Raw genomic sequence first — 15465 nt, forward strand, 5'->3', positions numbered from 1 at the left:
ACGCTGTTCTATGCAGCCGGTTGGTCAGTTTTGCACCAAGTTTTCGAGGATCACGTGATCTCCTGGCATGATAACCTGGCCGTTGACGACGGCGTCAGGAACGATGGATGCCATGGAGTTTTTCCCTTCGACGGTCATCACGCTGACTTTACCCACTGTCTGAGCGCCGCGGGTGACGATGAGCTTGGTCTGTTCAGTAAGGCCGCTGTCCTTACCTGCGTCGATGACAACGAAACCCCAGTCGTGGTTAACGGCCACAACACGAGAGGAAAGGCTGTTGCGCTCGAAGTTCTTGCCGCGGTCCTTAATCTTCTGCAGGACGTCATCCAAGCGCTTTTGAATGCCTGCCACCTTCTCTTCCTCGGCAGTGACTTCCTTTTTCTTGGCTTCGGCCTGTGATTCGAACTCAATCTTGTCCTTCTTGAGCTTGTTGATGCTTTCCACCATGGTTTCTGGGGTGATGCCAGCGGGCAGCCCGCTAAGTTCAGCAGCCAGCTCCTTCATCTTCTTTTCCTTGGCTTCCAGTTCCTGCTTCGCTGTTTCGATTTCGCTGCTGGAATTGGCCAGACGATTTTTCTGGGCTTTGAGCTTTTCGCTTTCGATATCCATCTCGCTCTGAATACTTGCGATTTCTGTTTTGACCTTGGAAAGGGCGCCACCAGGGCTGAGAAGCTTGGCTTCAGCCTGCTTTTCGAGCAGGATGCTGGCATTGATTTCCGCGATCTTGGTTCGAACGCTGGCAAACTCGCGACCGTTTTGATACGCGAAGAAGCTGGCAACGAGAATCACCACTGCGCTGAGGATGAAAAGGACTTTTGTCATGGGGAAGGAAAGGCGGGAATGAACGAAGAGATAGAAACAACCAAAGTTAAATTACTTGGCGGCGGGAGGTGCGGCACCAAAGGGATCTGCCGTGCTAGGAGCCGGAGTGGCAGCACCACCAGCTGGCGGTGCTGCAGGAGCGCCAAAGGGATCGGAGCCCATGGCTGGTGCTGCTGGTGCGGGAGCTGCCGGGGCGGCAGCAGGAGCGCCAAAAGGATCGCTGCCCATAGCGGGAGCAGGTGCGGCGGCGGGAGCACCAAAGGGATCAGCACCCATGGTAGCAGGTGCAGCGCCAGGGGCTGCAGGTGCAGAGGGGGCTGCTCCTGCAGCAGGAGCGGCGCCAGCGGCTGCCTTGGGGGCGGCCGTGTTAGCACTCTGCTCGGCTGCGGCCACTACGAGGTCGCCTGAGCGAATGTTATCCCCTTCGGAGAGGCTGCCTTTGACCAAGTCAGCCACGCAGGAATTGGGCTCCACGTCGCGCACTTTGAGCTTGGCGATCACGTTTTTGCCGCGCTTCACTTCAAGGTCTGCATTGGCGAAGACGCCACCTGCATTGCCCTTGTTGAGAACGACGAAACCCCAGTCGGTGTAGGAGTGAGCAACTTTGGCGGTGAAATCACTGTCCACGACGCCGCGACGTCCACGTGCTTCGCGTTCTTCGGCGGCTTTGGCTTCATCGTTAAGCTTGTTGACGCGTTCCTGAGCGGCAGCCAGACGCTGATTTTGGTTGGCGAGAGCGGATTCAGCCTGAGCAGTTTCCTTTTTGATGGATTCAATCTGAGCGACCAGAGCCTTGATGTTGCCAGCTTCGCGGATTTTTTCCTCGCTTTCAGCCAGCCTTTTCTGGATCTGCTCCAGACTGGATTTGACCGTATTTAACTCTTTGTCAGTGTTCTGAACCTTGCTGCTTGTGTCCGTCACGCCGGTTTTAGCGCTATCCAGTTCCTGTTTGGCTGCGGCAAGCTGGCCTTCGAGGGTTTTTTTGGCCTCTTCCGCTTTGGCGATATGGGCTTTGATTTCTGCCAAGTTGGCCTGGGTGTAGGTCTCGCGTTTACGCTCCTCGACAAGCAGTTTTTGATTCGACCATGCGAAGTAGCAAGCGGTGCCAAGGCACACGACTGAGAGGGCTGAGAGGATTTTCCAGAGCATACGAAAGCGCTATTATAGAGAATTAAGGAACCATTTTTTACCGGAAACGCTCGGATTCGACAACAGCAATTTTTTCGCATTTTACTCTTCCAAGCGGGAATCCTGCTTGTGCATGCCATGGCCCGAGTCTAGAACAGCCTTTGTCAGGGGCCGCGGATGTTCAGCTTGCGAACCCCGCCAGGTCCTGACGGAAGCAACGGCAGCCTGCCTGTCCATGTCGCGGTTCCCTGGCACTTATCAAGAGGCGGCTTGCAATGGATGTTCTTCAGAGCCGGTCATATCCATGCGGATCTGTCTCTCCAGCGAGTCCAACTCTTCCCGGGTAACAGCCTTTTCCCGCCATGCCAAGGTGATGGTGATACGCCCGGCATAGTCGGAGGCAAAAATGCCGAGACCGGGTGGCGCGCAAACACTGGGAATGGTGCAAATGTTTTGCAATGCTGCACCCGCAAATGCCGAGTGTCCTGGTAGAAAGGTGCCCGTGTGGGAGTGGAACAGGCTGCAGATCTGCCCCCGATTGGTCAGGCGGACTGCTGGGATGAATGCGCCCAACGGCATGTGAGATGCCAAGCTCATGAGAGCCTCGGATGACTGGGCTACCTTTAGGCGGACAGCTTCGCGATATCTGTCTAAGAGGTGCGCAATCGACTGATCCACAGTTGTCAAAGAGGATGATTCGAGAAACAGGGGCAGGGTACCCATGTGGTTGCCAAAAATCAGTTCCCGGCTGCGGCCGCGGATCTGGACTGGCAACTGAAGGTGGATCTGGGGGCTAGTCCAGCCGCGCTGTGTGTGAAGCAAACGCAGGGCCCGAGCAGCGATGGCGGCATAGAAGGGCATTTGCATGAAGTCTCCGCACAAGGAGCGCAACAGCGCCGTGGCTCGCTGGGATTCTGCGGCCGAGAACTCGATCAGCCGATATTCGGGCGGTCCGTCCTGGCGCATGCCGCGGCGCCAAGCAGACAAGCAACCAGCCGAGGTCATGGCATGCAGCCGGTCGATCAGCGGTTTTGCTTTACTATATAGAGAGGCAAAGCTTTCGCGTTTGGGGGAAACGGGAGTCGGGGGCCCGTTCTCGCAGGAGCCTGAGGCCAGTTGCTCCAGCAGGAGATTGATTCCAGTGCCGTCCAGAAGTGCATGCCGCCATGTGAGAAGGATGACGTGGGTATCGTCGTGTCCGCAGGGAAACACGTCCATCCACAATGGGGAGGTGAGGTGGGCCGTTTCTGTGTGACCAAGCAGCCTCAGCTGGATGGTGGCTGGTGCTGGAGGGTGCTCTGCCCAGGGATGCCAATGGATGGCAGGTGCAGGTGGGGGCTTTTCGGGAGTCTGCCAGACCCACTTCCAACCGCGCCACTGGCGCCTGAGCCGGGCACCGAGCATGGGATGGTGTGCGTGGATCTGCTCCCAGGCGCGAGTGAGGAAATGCTGATCGGGCCTGCCCCTGAGCTGCAACTGAGTGACGCCCCAGTGCGTGCCCTGACCGCTCCGCCGCATGAAGGATTCGAGCCCGGCGAGAAAAAAATCGACCGAAGTGGCTGGCAGAAGGGGCATCAGGAGGCCTGGAGTCGTTTTTCTTCCAAAAAGGCCGCCAAGGCGGCGGGTGAGGCAAAACGCTCCCGTGTCATCTCAGCTGGGCTGACTGCCAGGCCGAAGCGCATCTCGATATGGAGCAGCAGCTGCATCATGGCCATGGAGTCCAGTCCCATGGAAAACAGATCGGCCTCTGGAGCGATGGGCTCATGGGATTCGATGATCTGTTCGGAGGTGAGGAGTTCGATTACGGCGGCGGGGCTGATGGGCACTTCGGGCATTCCTTGTAGTGAGAGCCTGCAACCCCTAGGCCGTCAAGAGGGCCCTCTGAGTGTATTTTGGCGTGAGGAGAAGGTTGCACATCGCCGTGCGAAAGGCACCATGCGCGCCCCATGAACAAGCTGGACGAAATCATCGCCCATAAGCACACTGAACTGCAAAAGCTGCTGCCGCGCGCGGAAAAGCTCCGTGCCGCCGCGACGCAGCGCAATGATGTGCGCTCTTTTTACGACGCACTGCGCGCCGATCCGACCCGCCTGAGCATCATTGCCGAGGTGAAGAGAGCCTCGCCCTCCGCAGGCACGATCGCGGCTGATTTTGACCCGCTGGCCATTGCACGAGGGTATGAGAAGGCCGGTGCGAGCGCGATCTCCGTGCTGACGGACGAAAAGTACTTTCAAGGAAGGCTGGAGTATCTGTCGCTGATCCGCGAGCAGCTGGACATTCCCTGCTTACGGAAGGACTTCATCATCCATGAGGCGCAGATCTTTGAGGCCGTCGTGGCCGGGGCGGATGCCATTCTGCTGATCGTGGCGGCGCTGGACCAGCCGACACTGGAGCATCTGCTGGAAGTGGCGCATACGTTCCAGCTCGATGCGCTGGTGGAGGTGCATGACATGCCAGAGCTCGAGCGCGCGCTGGCCACGGATGCACGCATCATCGGGGTGAACAACCGCAACCTGAAGTCCTTTACGGTGGATCTGGGTACGACGGAGGCGCTGGCTGAAGAGGTGCCGGATGATATTGTGCTGGTGGCCGAGAGCGGGATCAAGACGCCTGCTGACGCGGCCCGACTGGCTGCGGCAGGCGCGGATTCGCTGCTGATCGGCGAGACGCTGATGAGGAGCCAGAACATTCTGGTGGATCTGCCACAGTTCAGAGCTGCGACCGGTGAAGCCCTGGAATAAGCGCGTGGGTGTCAGCGGCGGTCGCGCAGGTCTTTAGCGATCTGCGCGGCCAGTTCGGCGATGAGGCTGGTGAGCGTGATGAGCTCGCGGCTTAATTCCTGTCTGGGTAGCACGAGCAGCAGCTCCGTGGTGGGGACCGGGGCTGCAAGCGGGACAAAAATGCACCCCGAGTGGGGCAGCTTCCGGCAGTGCTCGGGCATGAGGGCCACACCTTCTCCTGCGGTCACCGCACCGATCATCATGGAGAGGGAGTCCACCTCGCTGACGATCTCGGGCTCGAAGCCGGCTTTGGTGCAGAGGTTGCGTAGAAACTCACGCCTGCCCGGGAAAAAAGCATCTGAGAGCGAGATCCAGCGCTCCCCTTTGAGAGCGGAGAGGCTGATGGATTTTTTTCTGGCCAGAGGGTGGTCTTCAGGCAGAACGGCGGCCATCTTGTGACGGGAGAGAGTGCGAATGGTGAAGAGCGCGCGATCACCCTCGGAGATGTTGCCAAGAATGGCCGCGTCGAGTTCATGATTGCGCAGGCGGTCAAGCTGAGCGCGAGGCGGCAGCTCGAAAAGACTGACCTGCGCCCGTGGGTGTCTTTGGCGGAACTCGCGCACGGCAGGTGCCACGAGGTCATCGAGGAAGGGAGGGAGGAAGCCGAGGCGGAGGGTGCGGCGCGCTTTGCCAAACTGCTCGCGCAGCTGCTGTGCGCCTGTCTCGGCGTCGCACACGATCTGCCTGGCCTTGGGCAGGAAGAAGCGTCCTGCCTCGGTGAGGTGGATGCGTTTGCGAATACGGTCAAACAGGGAGACGCCCAGCTCCGCCTCCAGCACGGCGATCTGCCGGCTCAGTGCCGGCTGAGTGACGTGCAGGCGTTTGGCGGCGGCAGAGATGCTCAGATCCTCTGCGGCGGCGATGAAGTAGCGAAGCTGGTGAAATTCCACCCCTGATCAGACCACAGTCCGGCAATGTGCGCAAATCGTCCGCTTGCAAGCAAGCGAGACATAATAAGGAGCGTTGGTGGCATGTTCGCATCTCATGGATATTCCGCTGTTTCGTCCTTCGATGGATCGCCGGGCCTTTCTCACGGCCTCGACGATGGGGCTGGCGTCGCTGCGTTTTGGATCTGGGCTGAGAGCCTCCACAGGGCCGGGAGCGGCTGCGCCCACACTGGCCAAGCCGGCGAAATCGACGGTGCTCTTTTTCCTCTGCGGTGGAGCGTCGCACATCGACATGTGGGACATGAAGCCGGAGGCGCCGCTGGAGTATCGCGGTGAGTTCAAGCCCATGCGCACGACGGGCGAGGACATCCGGCTGTGCGAGCACCTGCCGCTGCTGGCGAAACAAGCGCACAACTTTGCGCTGGTGCATGGTGTGACGGATGGAGGACGTGCCACGGGGGATCATCACGCCGGGTATTATTACAATCTCACCGGCCACGCGCCTGACCCGACCTTCAAGCAGCAGGGGAATGACCGGCGGCCGTATCCCGAAGACTGGCCCTACATGGGCAGTGTGGTGGGGATGAAGCGCCCGCAACATCCGACATTGCCGCAGATCATCTCCCTGCCGCACAAGCCCAGCAAGCTGCCCTTCACCCGGCCGGGCCAGTTTGCGGGTCGCATCGGCATGGAGTACGATCCCTTTTACCTGAACGGCAGCTTTGATGAGCCGCTGAAGTTCAGCGCGCCGACGATCTCGATGTCTGGCAGCATGAGCGCAGCGCGCATGCAGGACCGCCATGCACTGCTGAGCGCGATGAACCAGGCCCGGCGTGATCTGGACCATGAAGCTGCCGTGCAAAACTATGTGAAGCAGCAGGAGCGTGCGTTTGAGCTGCTGTCATCCGGCAGCACCACGAGCGCCTTTGACATCAAGGCCGAGCCTGAAAAGTTGAGGGAGCGCTATGGGCATACGATCAATGGCACCAGCCTGCTCATGGCGCGCCGTCTCGTGGAGGCAGGTGTGCCTTTTGTGACGGTGTTTTGGAAAGAGGATGAAAGCACCGCCGCCCAGTGCAAAAGCGCCGGCGGCTGGGACACGCATGGCGACAACTTCAACTGCCTGCGCAAATACCTCCTGCCGCAGTTTGACCAGGCGTTTTCCGCCTTCATGGAGGACATGTCCGCACGGGGGCTGCTGGATGAGACGCTGGTGCTGGTGACGAGTGAAATGGGTCGCATGCCCAAGGTGGGCGACCGGCGCTCCGGAGGCACGCTGGGAGCGGGCCGTGACCACTGGACTGCCTGCATGAGCGTGCTCATGGCAGGGGCTGGCATACGCGGCGGACAGGTCATTGGCGAGACTGATGCGCGCGCTGAACTGCCCAAGGATAGACCGATCTATCCCGAGGACATCACCAAAACGGTCTATTATGCCATGGGCATTCAGGACCTGGAGGCCAAAGACAAGCTTGGCCGTGCCTACAACCTCCTCGATGAAGGCAAGCCTCTGACTGATCTGTTTGGCTGATTCTTTTTCTTATGCTGCGCTTCATTCTAGCCGTACTGTTTCTCACCATCACACTTCAGGCCGAGGACTGGCCGCAGTTTCGAGGGGGCAATGGATCAGGGGTTTCTTCCTCCAAGGGGCTACCGCAGGAATTTTCCGCTGAGAAAAACGTCGCGTGGAAGGCGAAGATCGGTGAGGGCATCGGTTCGCCCATCGTGAAGAGCGGGCGGGTGTACACCACGGCGATGGTGGGAGACCAAAAAGTGGGCGTCTTCTGCTTTGAGGCTGCTGATGGGAAAGAGCTCTGGCGCAGCGATTTTGACACCGGCACGCTGCCGCGCATCACGCCGCCAAACAGCCATGCGTCCTCCACACCGGCGACTGATGGTGAGCGCGTGTATGTTTACTTCAGCACGATCGGCCTGATGGCCTTTGACTGCTCGACTGGGAAGGAAGTCTGGCGCCACACGATGACGCGCCCGGCTTACCTGATGGACTGGGGCGCTGCGTCGTCACCCATTGTGCACCATGGCATGGTCATTTTCTGTCAGGACGATGATCTGGCTCCGTTCGTCGTCGCCGTGGATGCGAAAACTGGTGAGGAGAAGTGGAAGACGGCGCGCAAGGACATGCTGGCCGGCTACGCGCTGCCGGTGCTGTGTGAGGCCAATGGCAGAACTGACCTTGTGATTGCCGGCAGCGGCAAGCTGAAGGGCTATGATCCCGCCACGGGGAAGGAACTCTGGACGTGTAACACGCTCCTGCGCACGATCATGACATCGCCCGTGGTGCATGATGGCGTGATCTACATTGCTGTGCAGAGCTATGGCGATGCCACACGCACCTTGAAGCATGCCCTGCTGGAATGGCTGGATACGAATCAGGATAAAATCCTTTCGCGTGAGGAGACGCCGAAGGAGTTTCACGAGCGCTTTGATGCCTCTGACAAAAACGGCGACAAAGTGATCGGCCCTGAGGAGATTGACACCGCCTTCCAATCGCCGGACAACATGGCCGCGGGCGGGAACATCATCCAAGCCATCAAAGGCGGCGGCAGCGGCGATGTGACTAAGACGCATGTGCTTTGGAACATAGATCCCAAGACACCTTCGAATCTTTCGTCGCCGCTGTTTTTCAACGATCGCCTCTATGTGGTCAAAAGCGGCGGGATGTCGAGCTGCTATGACGCAAAGACCGGCAAGGCGCTGTGGGATCGAAGCCGGCTCGGAAATTTTGGCGACTACTTTGCCTCTCCGGTTGCAGCGGAGGGCAAGGTGTACATTGCGGCCAAGAACGGCTTCATTGTGGAACTGGAGGATGCTCCCCAGCTCAAAGTGGTTGGGAAGCATGACATGGGGGAGGAGATCATAGCCACACCAGCTATTGCCGACGGGCGTCTCTTTGTCCGCACACGGGAGAGCCTGATCTGTGTCTCCTCGTCTGCTGTGGCACCGGCTTTGGTCGAAGCTGGGACGGGAATGGTGAGGTCTGACGCCATCGAAATTATTACTGCGCAGCCTCCGCATGGCTCGCGCGTGTGGAATGGCTACACAGGGAATGCCATGGGTCAGGAGTCCTGGACGCAGGACGAGCTGGAACAACTGCTGAAGCGGCTGCAAACCCTGAAATACACTGGTATCGCCATCCCGGCAAAGATTGCGCCATTCAAGCCCATCCGCGTGGATGGAGACACCGGGGGGCGCAAGGCCTTTCACGGCGCAACCATCTTTGAAAACCCCAAGGTGGCGGACATCACGGTCCGTTTCCGTGAGCATGCTGAGAAACTCGGCTTTGAGATCATCACGGCGGAACCTGTGGCTGCCTCGGTGCTGCCTCAAAACAACTTTGCCAGCGAAAAAGCTTTGAGCGATTTCGTGACACCGATGTGTGGTGAAGGAGTGGCAGAACGTCTGTGGCTGGGCTTTCAGGCGGCCGAAAAAGCCGAGAAGCTCATCGCACAAAACGATCCCGGTCTCGGTATTCCCGCGCCGGCCATGCTGCTGCGCCATTTGAATTCCAAGAAACGCCTGCCCGAATGGCTGACCGAAGCCAAAACCTTTTACGCCACAGCGATGAGCGAGATGTACCGGGCCAACACACGGGCAAGAGAAGGCTCACGGACTTTCACGCTTTACAATGCCAAGCGCTTTGAGTTCACCTTTCACTTCATGAGCTGCATTGAGGCTTTGTACAAAGCTCACGATGCCGCGACGCGTGCCGAATCTCTCGAAGCGGCGATGGACAGCATCTACAACGGCCTGAACTCCTGGTCCGATGTGGCCCGCGACTCCACTGACCGTGGTGCGATTGCGCTGCTCAATGAATACGGTTATCGGCCGCTGGTGAGGGTGGTCAAGGGTGGTGAGTGAGTGGCATAATTCATTACTTCGAGTCATGAACTTGTGAAGCAAGTGGCATTGGAGGAATGAAGGCGGCGGTGCGAAAGCATGGTCGTTATGAAACTCAAACTTCGCCTCTCCAATGAACGCGGTCATGCCCAGCATGGCTGGCTGGACAGCTACCACACCTTCAGCTTTGCCGACTATTACGATCCGGCGCACATGGGCTTCCGCAGCCTGCGTGTGATCAACCAGGACGTGATCGCCGCCGGGGCTGGATTTCCGACGCACCCGCACCGGGACATGGAAATCTTCAGCTACATTCTCTACGGAGCGCTGGAGCACAAGGACAGCATGGGCAACGGACGTGTGCTGAAGCCCGGCCAGATCCAGCTCATGAGCGCCGGCAGCGGTGTGACACACAGTGAATTCAACCCCTCGAAAACGGAGCCTGGCAGCCTGCTGCAGATCTGGATCCGCCCGCGCCAGAGCGGCCTGAGGCCGAGCTACACGGAGTGGCATCCGAAGCCGGAACATGAGACTGCCGAAAAGGTGCTGGTCATCTCTTCCGACGGCCGTGAAGGATCGGCAACGATCCATCAGGATGCGGACATCTACCGTGTGCGACTGGCCGCAGGCAAAGCGACCACGCACGAGGCCAAGGCGGGCCGTGGCGTGTGGATTCAACTGATCAAGGGCACCCTTGCTGTGAATGGAACCACGCTGAACCCCGGCGATGCCGTGAGCACTGAGGATGCCGGAACTCTGAACCTCAAGGCCGGAGAGGATGTGGAAGCCCTGCTTTTCGACCTCGCCTGATACTTACCGACCCAATCGACAACAAACATCAAACACAGACTACAAATCCTATGAAACACATCCCTACAGCCGCCCGACTGCTTCTCGGTCTCATCTTCACTGTTTTCGGTGCCAACATGTGGCTGCACTTCATCCCGATTCCGCCGCCGCCGGAAGGGCCAGCTGCCAACTTCATGTTTGCCATCTACGGCAGCGGCTATCTGACGGTGGTGAAGGTGCTGGAAGTGACCGGCGGTCTGCTGCTGCTGAGCGGACGCTTCACCAATCTGGCCCTCACATTGGTGGGCCCTGTGGTGGTCAACATCGCGCTGTATCACTTCTTCCTCGTCAAAGGCGGATATGAAATGCCGGTGGTGCTGGGCGTGCTCTCGCTGGTGGCTCTGGCGGGACGCAAAGACTACCTAGGCACCCTCTTTGCTGCGAAATAATGCATCCTACGGCGGACCGGATTCGTCACTGAATCCGGTCCGCATCGCTGGTGCTGCGTCTGTTTTTTTCCTGCTGATTTTTATTTTATGGACAAGCCCATTCATCCTGGTGTGCGCATCGGTCATGTGCACCTGAAGGTGGCCGATCTTGAAAGAGCGCTGGCTTTTTACTGCGGCGTTCTCGGCTTCGAACTGACGCAGCGCTACGGCACTCAGGCTGCCTTTGTGTCGGCCGGAGGGTATCATCACCACATCGGGCTGAACACGTGGGAAAGCCGCGGAGGCAAGGCACCGCCGCGTGGCACCACGGGGCTTTACCATGTGGCGATCCTGTATCCTGATCGTGCTTCGCTGGCGGATGCTCTGCGTCGGTTGATCAAGCATGGTGTGCCACTGGACGGGGCCTCAGATCATGGCGTGAGCGAGGCGCTGTATCTGCATGATCCGGATGGCAATGGACTGGAGCTTTACGTGGACCGTGATCCTGCGCTGTGGCCACGTGATGCCAAAGGTGAACTGCAAATGGTCACCGACCCGATTGATCTTAAAGCGTTGCTTGCGGAAGCGCCCGTCCAACCCTGAATACCTTTATGAAGACGATCACTGCCAAGGAACTGAGCGCCCTGAAGAACGGGCCGGTGTTGATTCATGTGCTGCCGGAGGAGCATTATGAGTGCGCGCATCTGCCCGGAGCGGTCAACGCCTGTGTGTATGAAATGGTCTTTGTGGACCGAGTGGCGGAGCTGGTGCCTGACAAGGAGGCTGCGGTGGTGGTGTATGGTACGGGTGACGGATCGCTGGATGCTGCGACTGCGGCTGAAAAGCTGGCGAAGGTGGGATACACGAATGTGAGCGTTTTTGAAGGCGGACTGGCCGAGTGGCGGAGCCTGGGTCTGCCGCTGGAAGGTTCAGGTGCTGAGGCTTGCGAGCTGACACCCGAGGGGCTTTTTGAGGTGGATACTTCCACGAGCGTGGTGCGCTGGACCGGGCGGAATCTGTTCAATCATCACCACGGAACGATCAAGCTGGCAGGTGGCAGGATCGAAGTGGAGCGCGGAGTTTTGAAGCATGCGCGTTTCACGCTCGACATGAACAGCATCGCCTGTGAGGACCTGGTGGACACGGCTTACAATGCGATGCTGATCCGCCATCTGCGGGATGAGGACTTCTTTGCCGTGGAGCGCTTTCCCACGGCTGAGTTTATCTGTGAGCGAGCGGAGGCACTGGCGGCCTGCACCGCTGGGACGCCCAATTTTAACATGCACGGCAGCATAACCCTGCGCGGCGTCACCCGGCCGCTGAGTTTTCCGGCGGTGATTGCAGCGGCGGATGCTGATCATCTGACTGGTCAGGCGCAGTTTGAGCTCGACCGCACCCAGTTCGGCAGCCACTACGGCTCCGGCAGACTCTTTGCCTTCCTAGGAAAGCATATCGTAAACGACCATGTGCATCTGCACCTCAAGGTGCATGCAAAACGCAGCCGCTAAATTCATTTCCCCCTAACTAACACACCCAATGAACACCCTCGAAGCCATCAACACACGCCGCGCCATCAAGCACTATGATCCTGCCCATCGCATGACTGAGGCGGAAATCCGCCAGTTGCTGGAGGCGGCAATGCAGGCACCGACCGCCTTTAACATTCAGAACTGGCGGTTTGTGGCTGTGACTGATCCGGAGGTGCGCAAGCAGATCCGTGCCGCAGCTTGGGATCAGGCGCAGGTGACGGACGCGTCTCTGCTGATCGTCCTGTGTGCTGACAAGGATTCGTGGAAGAAGGACCCTGCGCGTTACTGGAAAAATGCGCCGCAGCCGGTGCAGGATTTTTTGGTGCCTGCCATCGGCCAGTACTATGGAGGGCGAGAGCAGGTGCAGCACGATGAGTGCATGCGGTCCTGCGGCCTGGCGGGCATGACGATCATGCTTGCAGCCAAGGAGATGGGCTATGACTCCTGCCCGATGGACGGTTTTGATTTCGATGCCGTAGGCAAGATCATCAAGCTGCCGGAAGATCATGTGATCTCCTTCATGATCGCCGTGGGCAAGGGGACGCAGCCCGCTTGGCCGAAGCCAGGGCAGCTGGCGTTTGAAGAAGTGGTGATCCGGGATCACTTTTGATGTCATCCGTCCTGATTGTCTTATCATGCGTCCCGTCGCTTGCCAGCGGTCGGGCGTATGATAGGAGAATATTGATATGAAAATCGCCATCGGCTCCGATCACGCAGGCTATGCCTACAAGCAGGCCATCATCAGGCATCTGCGGGAGGCGGGGCATGAGGTGGAGGATTTTGGCACGCACTCGGAGGCAGCGGTGGATTATCCACGCTTCATCCGGCCAGTGGCCGAAGCTGTGGCGGCAGGCAAATTTGAGCGGGGCATTGTTCTTGGCGGTTCCGGCAATGGCGAGGCCATTGCCGCGAACCGTGTGCGGGGTGTCCGCTGCGGTCTGTGCTGGAATGTAGAGTCTGCGAGGCTGACGCGCCTGCACAATGATGCAAACGTGCTCTCCTTGGGGGAGAGGATGATGGATTTGGATACGGCGCTGCAGATTGTGGAGGTATTTCTGACCACTGCCTTTGAGGGCGGACGACACCTGGCGAGGATCCAGCAGCTGGATGAGTGACAAGGCTGCAAAGAAGGCCTCTGCATGGACCGCCGTGATCCCGTGGCTATTTGTGCTGCTGTGGAGCAGCGGCTTCATCGGGTCGAAGCTGGGAGTGCCGTATGCGGAGCCGTTTACTTTTCTGACGCTGCGTTACTGCATTGTGCTCATGATTTTGGTTCCGATAGCACTGATTACACATGCACCGTGGCCGAAGGGGAATGGGCAGATGGCGCATGTGGCGTTTGCAGGGCTGATGATTCACGCGCTGTACCTGAGCGGATGTGTTTGGTCGCTGAAACTGGGGCTGCCGGCCGGGATCCTGAGTTTGATCGTGTCGCTGCAGCCGCTTTTCACCGCTGCGTTTGCAGGCGTGGTGCTGGGTGAGAAGGTGGTGCCACGGCAGTGGGGCGGGCTGGCGCTGGGATTTCTTGGTACGATATTGGTGGTGGCGCACAAGACGGGCAGCGGGCTGACGTTTTTGATGACGGTGCCAGCCATTGCCGCGCTGGTGGGAATCACGGTGGGGACGATGTGGCAGAAGCGGCACTGCCCGGCGTTTGATCTGCGCACGAGCACGGTGGTGCAGTATGCGGCGAGCCTGCTCATCACGGCGGTGCTGGCTGTGAGCACCGAGACGATGCAGGTGCAGTGGAGCGGGCAGTTTGTGTTTGCGCTGCTGTGGGTGGCGCTGGTGCTTTCCATCGGGGCGATCAGCCTGCTCAACCACCTGATCAAAAGCGGAACGGCGGTGAATGTGGCGAGCCTCTTCTATACGGTGCCTGCGGTGACGGCGCTGATGGCGTGGGGGATTTTTGGCGAGACTTTGACGGGGCTATCACTCATCGGCATGGCTTTTGCTGCGCTGGGGGTGTGGCTGGCACGTGGCCGGTGACGGTTCCGTGTGTTGAATTTTGGATTTCTGGTGCCTAGCTCATTCAGTCATGAAAAATTGCTTCTCTTTCTTCTGCTTTGTTTCCGTTTGTCTGGTGTCCACACTGAATGCCGAGGAACCCAAAACCCCGGTGCCTGCAGAACTGAAGGCGCTGGTGGAGGCGTTTGTGAATGCGCTGAAGTCTCAGGATGACGCCGCCATGGCGGCGTGCTGGCACAGCCCTGAAGTGCTGGCCAAGCGCAGAGAGGCCGAGGCTCTGGCGGAGTCGGGCACCTCGCCCACCGAGATCAACGTGGCCAAGGAGCGGGAAAAAGAACTGAAGAAGCGGGAGAAGGACATGACCCGCAACAAGCAGCGAATCGACATCATCCGTGGACTGATTGCCAAGCACTTTGGAGACCCTGCTGGGCTGAAGCTGGTGAAACTGGAGGTCGATCCTGAGGAGGATGCGACCGAGGCCGAACCGGCGTTTGACGAGGTGGAACTGCACCTGACGGCGGCCGATGGAACCGGACTGCGGCTGGATGTGGATGATGCCATCCGGATTGACGGCGTGTGGAAATTCAAGGGCCGGGTGGAAAACAAACTGGGCATCGAATTCGCCGATCCGTGAAAACGATTGCCGCCTTGGATTGAGGGGGCATTCTGGGGCGCATTACTCATGGCCAAGGTTCTTGTTCTCCACGCTCATCCGGCTCCGCATAAGTCGCGCATCAACCGACGGCTGGCGGCTGCGGCGCGTGAAGTGGAGGGGCTGACTTTTCGCGATCTTTACGAGCTCTATCCCGACTACATGATTGATGTGGAGGAGGAGCAGCGGCTGCTGAGCGAGCATGACGTGATCGTTTTTCAGCATCCGTTTTACTGGTACAGCGCGCCGTCTCTGGTGAAGGAGTACCTTGACCTGGTACTGACGTATGGATGGGCCTATGGAGAAGGAGGGACGGCATTGCGAGGTAAGTGCATGATGCAGGCCATCAGCGCAGGTGGGTCTGAGGAGGTGTACTGCCCGCAGGGGCGGAACCGTTTTACCATCCGGCAGCTGCTGGCGCCTTTTGATCAGACCGCTTTTCTCTGTGGCATGCGCTATCTGGCTCCGCACGTCATTCATGGGGCGAACCAACTGGCGGATGCTGCGAGCATTCAGCCGCTGGCGCAGAGGTATGCGCGGATGCTCAAGGCGCTGAGGGACGAAACTCTGCCGCTGGAGCAGGCGACGCAGGCAGAAAAAATCAACGACCTCATTCCAGCCTAA

General features: G+C 58.9%; 17 protein-coding genes and 1 other RNA gene. 13 read left to right on the forward strand and 5 right to left on the reverse strand.

Features of this window, described 5'->3' with window-relative positions; translation table 11 throughout:
• Window positions 1–24 precede the first annotated feature (24 nt).
• Both HNQ65_RS23035 and HNQ65_RS23040 read right to left on the reverse strand, forming a co-directional pair.
• A complete protein-coding gene (locus tag HNQ65_RS23035; RefSeq protein WP_184343504.1) occupies window positions 25–822 on the reverse strand; it encodes a hypothetical protein in 798 nt (265 codons plus the stop codon).
• Window positions 823–873: 51 nt separating this feature from the next.
• Window positions 874–1971, reverse strand: a complete 1098-nt coding sequence (locus HNQ65_RS23040; RefSeq protein WP_184343506.1) for a coiled-coil domain-containing protein — start codon at window positions 1969–1971, stop codon at window positions 874–876.
• A 141-nt stretch (window positions 1972–2112) separates the two neighbouring features.
• Here HNQ65_RS23040 and ffs point away from each other — a divergent pair.
• Window positions 2113–2207, forward strand: an RNA gene (ffs, locus tag HNQ65_RS23045) — signal recognition particle sRNA small type.
• A gap of 1 nt (window position 2208) precedes the next feature.
• Here ffs and HNQ65_RS23050 read toward each other — a convergent pair.
• Together HNQ65_RS23050 and HNQ65_RS23055 are read right to left on the reverse strand one after the other, a co-directional pair.
• Window positions 2209–3525: a hypothetical protein gene (locus tag HNQ65_RS23050; RefSeq protein WP_184343508.1), complete on the reverse strand. Its 1317-nt coding sequence runs from the start codon at window positions 3523–3525 to the stop codon at window positions 2209–2211.
• Window positions 3525–3785: a phosphopantetheine-binding protein gene (locus tag HNQ65_RS23055; protein WP_184343510.1), complete on the reverse strand. Its 261-nt coding sequence runs from the start codon at window positions 3783–3785 to the stop codon at window positions 3525–3527. Before HNQ65_RS23055 ends, HNQ65_RS23050 begins: the two co-directional genes overlap by 1 nt.
• Window positions 3786–3896: 111 nt before the next feature.
• Here HNQ65_RS23055 and trpC point away from each other — a divergent pair, with 111 nt between their 5' ends.
• Window positions 3897–4691 (forward strand): indole-3-glycerol phosphate synthase TrpC, encoded by a 795-nt coding sequence (trpC, locus tag HNQ65_RS23060; protein WP_184343512.1) that lies wholly within the window; start codon window positions 3897–3899, stop codon window positions 4689–4691.
• Between the two features lie 11 nt (window positions 4692–4702).
• Here the strand turns inward: trpC and HNQ65_RS23065 are convergent, their stop codons facing one another.
• Window positions 4703–5620 (reverse strand): LysR substrate-binding domain-containing protein, encoded by a 918-nt coding sequence (locus HNQ65_RS23065; protein WP_184343514.1) that lies wholly within the window; start codon window positions 5618–5620, stop codon window positions 4703–4705.
• A gap of 94 nt (window positions 5621–5714) precedes the next feature.
• Between HNQ65_RS23065 and HNQ65_RS23070 the strand changes: the two genes are divergently transcribed.
• From HNQ65_RS23070 to kefF, 11 genes are all read left to right on the forward strand, one after another.
• A complete protein-coding gene (locus HNQ65_RS23070; protein WP_221306263.1) occupies window positions 5715–7148 on the forward strand; it encodes a DUF1501 domain-containing protein in 1434 nt (477 codons plus the stop codon).
• Between the two features lie 11 nt (window positions 7149–7159).
• Window positions 7160–9496: an outer membrane protein assembly factor BamB family protein gene (locus HNQ65_RS23075; RefSeq protein ID WP_184343516.1), complete on the forward strand. Its 2337-nt coding sequence runs from the start codon at window positions 7160–7162 to the stop codon at window positions 9494–9496.
• 87 nt (window positions 9497–9583) lie between these two features.
• Window positions 9584–10285 carry a pirin family protein gene (locus HNQ65_RS23080; protein ID WP_246438594.1) on the forward strand — a complete coding sequence of 234 codons (702 nt, stop codon included), beginning with the start codon at window positions 9584–9586 and terminating at the stop codon, window positions 10283–10285.
• A gap of 50 nt (window positions 10286–10335) precedes the next feature.
• Window positions 10336–10713 (forward strand): hypothetical protein, encoded by a 378-nt coding sequence (locus HNQ65_RS23085; protein WP_184343520.1) that lies wholly within the window; start codon window positions 10336–10338, stop codon window positions 10711–10713.
• Window positions 10714–10800: 87 nt separating this feature from the next.
• Window positions 10801–11295 (forward strand): VOC family protein, encoded by a 495-nt coding sequence (locus HNQ65_RS23090; protein WP_184343522.1) that lies wholly within the window; start codon window positions 10801–10803, stop codon window positions 11293–11295.
• A gap of 8 nt (window positions 11296–11303) precedes the next feature.
• A complete protein-coding gene (locus HNQ65_RS23095) occupies window positions 11304–12200 on the forward strand; it encodes a YceI family protein (protein ID WP_184343524.1) in 897 nt (298 codons plus the stop codon).
• 28 nt (window positions 12201–12228) lie between these two features.
• Window positions 12229–12831 carry a nitroreductase family protein gene (locus HNQ65_RS23100; protein WP_184343526.1) on the forward strand — a complete coding sequence of 201 codons (603 nt, stop codon included), beginning with the start codon at window positions 12229–12231 and terminating at the stop codon, window positions 12829–12831.
• Window positions 12832–12907: 76 nt separating this feature from the next.
• Window positions 12908–13336, forward strand: a complete 429-nt coding sequence (rpiB, locus tag HNQ65_RS23105) for a ribose 5-phosphate isomerase B (RefSeq protein ID WP_184343528.1) — start codon at window positions 12908–12910, stop codon at window positions 13334–13336.
• Complete coding sequence (locus HNQ65_RS23110) at window positions 13329–14210, forward strand: DMT family transporter (protein WP_184343530.1); 882 nt, start codon at window positions 13329–13331, stop codon at window positions 14208–14210. The genes rpiB and HNQ65_RS23110 overlap by 8 nt, the downstream gene beginning before the upstream one ends.
• 49 nt (window positions 14211–14259) lie before the next feature.
• Window positions 14260–14823 carry a hypothetical protein gene (locus tag HNQ65_RS23115; RefSeq protein ID WP_184343532.1) on the forward strand — a complete coding sequence of 188 codons (564 nt, stop codon included), beginning with the start codon at window positions 14260–14262 and terminating at the stop codon, window positions 14821–14823.
• A 48-nt stretch (window positions 14824–14871) separates the two neighbouring features.
• Entirely contained in the window at window positions 14872–15465 is a 594-nt protein-coding gene (gene kefF, locus HNQ65_RS23120) for a glutathione-regulated potassium-efflux system oxidoreductase KefF (protein WP_184343534.1), read from the forward strand.

It is taken from the genome of Prosthecobacter vanneervenii, assembly GCF_014203095.1.
In the GTDB taxonomy this organism is placed as follows: Bacteria; Verrucomicrobiota; Verrucomicrobiia; order Verrucomicrobiales; family Verrucomicrobiaceae; genus Prosthecobacter; species Prosthecobacter vanneervenii.

Excerpts from the sequence above, each read along its gene's own strand:
- HNQ65_RS23055 (WP_184343510.1), bottom strand. The coding sequence starts at position 3,785 with ATGCCCGAAGTGCCCATCAGCCCCGCCGCCGTAATCGAACTCCTCACC.
- HNQ65_RS23035 (WP_184343504.1), bottom strand. The coding sequence starts at position 822 with ATGACAAAAGTCCTTTTCATCCTCAGCGCAGTGGTGATTCTCGTTGCC.
- HNQ65_RS23095 (WP_184343524.1), top strand. The coding sequence starts at position 11,304 with ATGAAGACGATCACTGCCAAGGAACTGAGCGCCCTGAAGAACGGGCCG.
- HNQ65_RS23115 (WP_184343532.1), top strand. The coding sequence starts at position 14,260 with ATGAAAAATTGCTTCTCTTTCTTCTGCTTTGTTTCCGTTTGTCTGGTG.
- HNQ65_RS23085 (WP_184343520.1), top strand. The coding sequence starts at position 10,336 with ATGAAACACATCCCTACAGCCGCCCGACTGCTTCTCGGTCTCATCTTC.
- rpiB (WP_184343528.1), top strand. The coding sequence starts at position 12,908 with ATGAAAATCGCCATCGGCTCCGATCACGCAGGCTATGCCTACAAGCAG.
- HNQ65_RS23100 (WP_184343526.1), top strand. The coding sequence starts at position 12,229 with ATGAACACCCTCGAAGCCATCAACACACGCCGCGCCATCAAGCACTAT.
- HNQ65_RS23070 (WP_221306263.1), top strand. The coding sequence starts at position 5,715 with ATGGATATTCCGCTGTTTCGTCCTTCGATGGATCGCCGGGCCTTTCTC.
- HNQ65_RS23090 (WP_184343522.1), top strand. The coding sequence starts at position 10,801 with ATGGACAAGCCCATTCATCCTGGTGTGCGCATCGGTCATGTGCACCTG.
- HNQ65_RS23050 (WP_184343508.1), bottom strand. The coding sequence starts at position 3,525 with ATGCCCCTTCTGCCAGCCACTTCGGTCGATTTTTTTCTCGCCGGGCTC.
- trpC (WP_184343512.1), top strand. The coding sequence starts at position 3,897 with ATGAACAAGCTGGACGAAATCATCGCCCATAAGCACACTGAACTGCAA.
- HNQ65_RS23110 (WP_184343530.1), top strand. The coding sequence starts at position 13,329 with ATGAGTGACAAGGCTGCAAAGAAGGCCTCTGCATGGACCGCCGTGATC.
- kefF (WP_184343534.1), top strand. The coding sequence starts at position 14,872 with ATGGCCAAGGTTCTTGTTCTCCACGCTCATCCGGCTCCGCATAAGTCG.
- HNQ65_RS23075 (WP_184343516.1), top strand. The coding sequence starts at position 7,160 with ATGCTGCGCTTCATTCTAGCCGTACTGTTTCTCACCATCACACTTCAG.
- HNQ65_RS23080 (WP_246438594.1), top strand. The coding sequence starts at position 9,584 with ATGAAACTCAAACTTCGCCTCTCCAATGAACGCGGTCATGCCCAGCAT.
- HNQ65_RS23040 (WP_184343506.1), bottom strand. The coding sequence starts at position 1,971 with ATGCTCTGGAAAATCCTCTCAGCCCTCTCAGTCGTGTGCCTTGGCACC.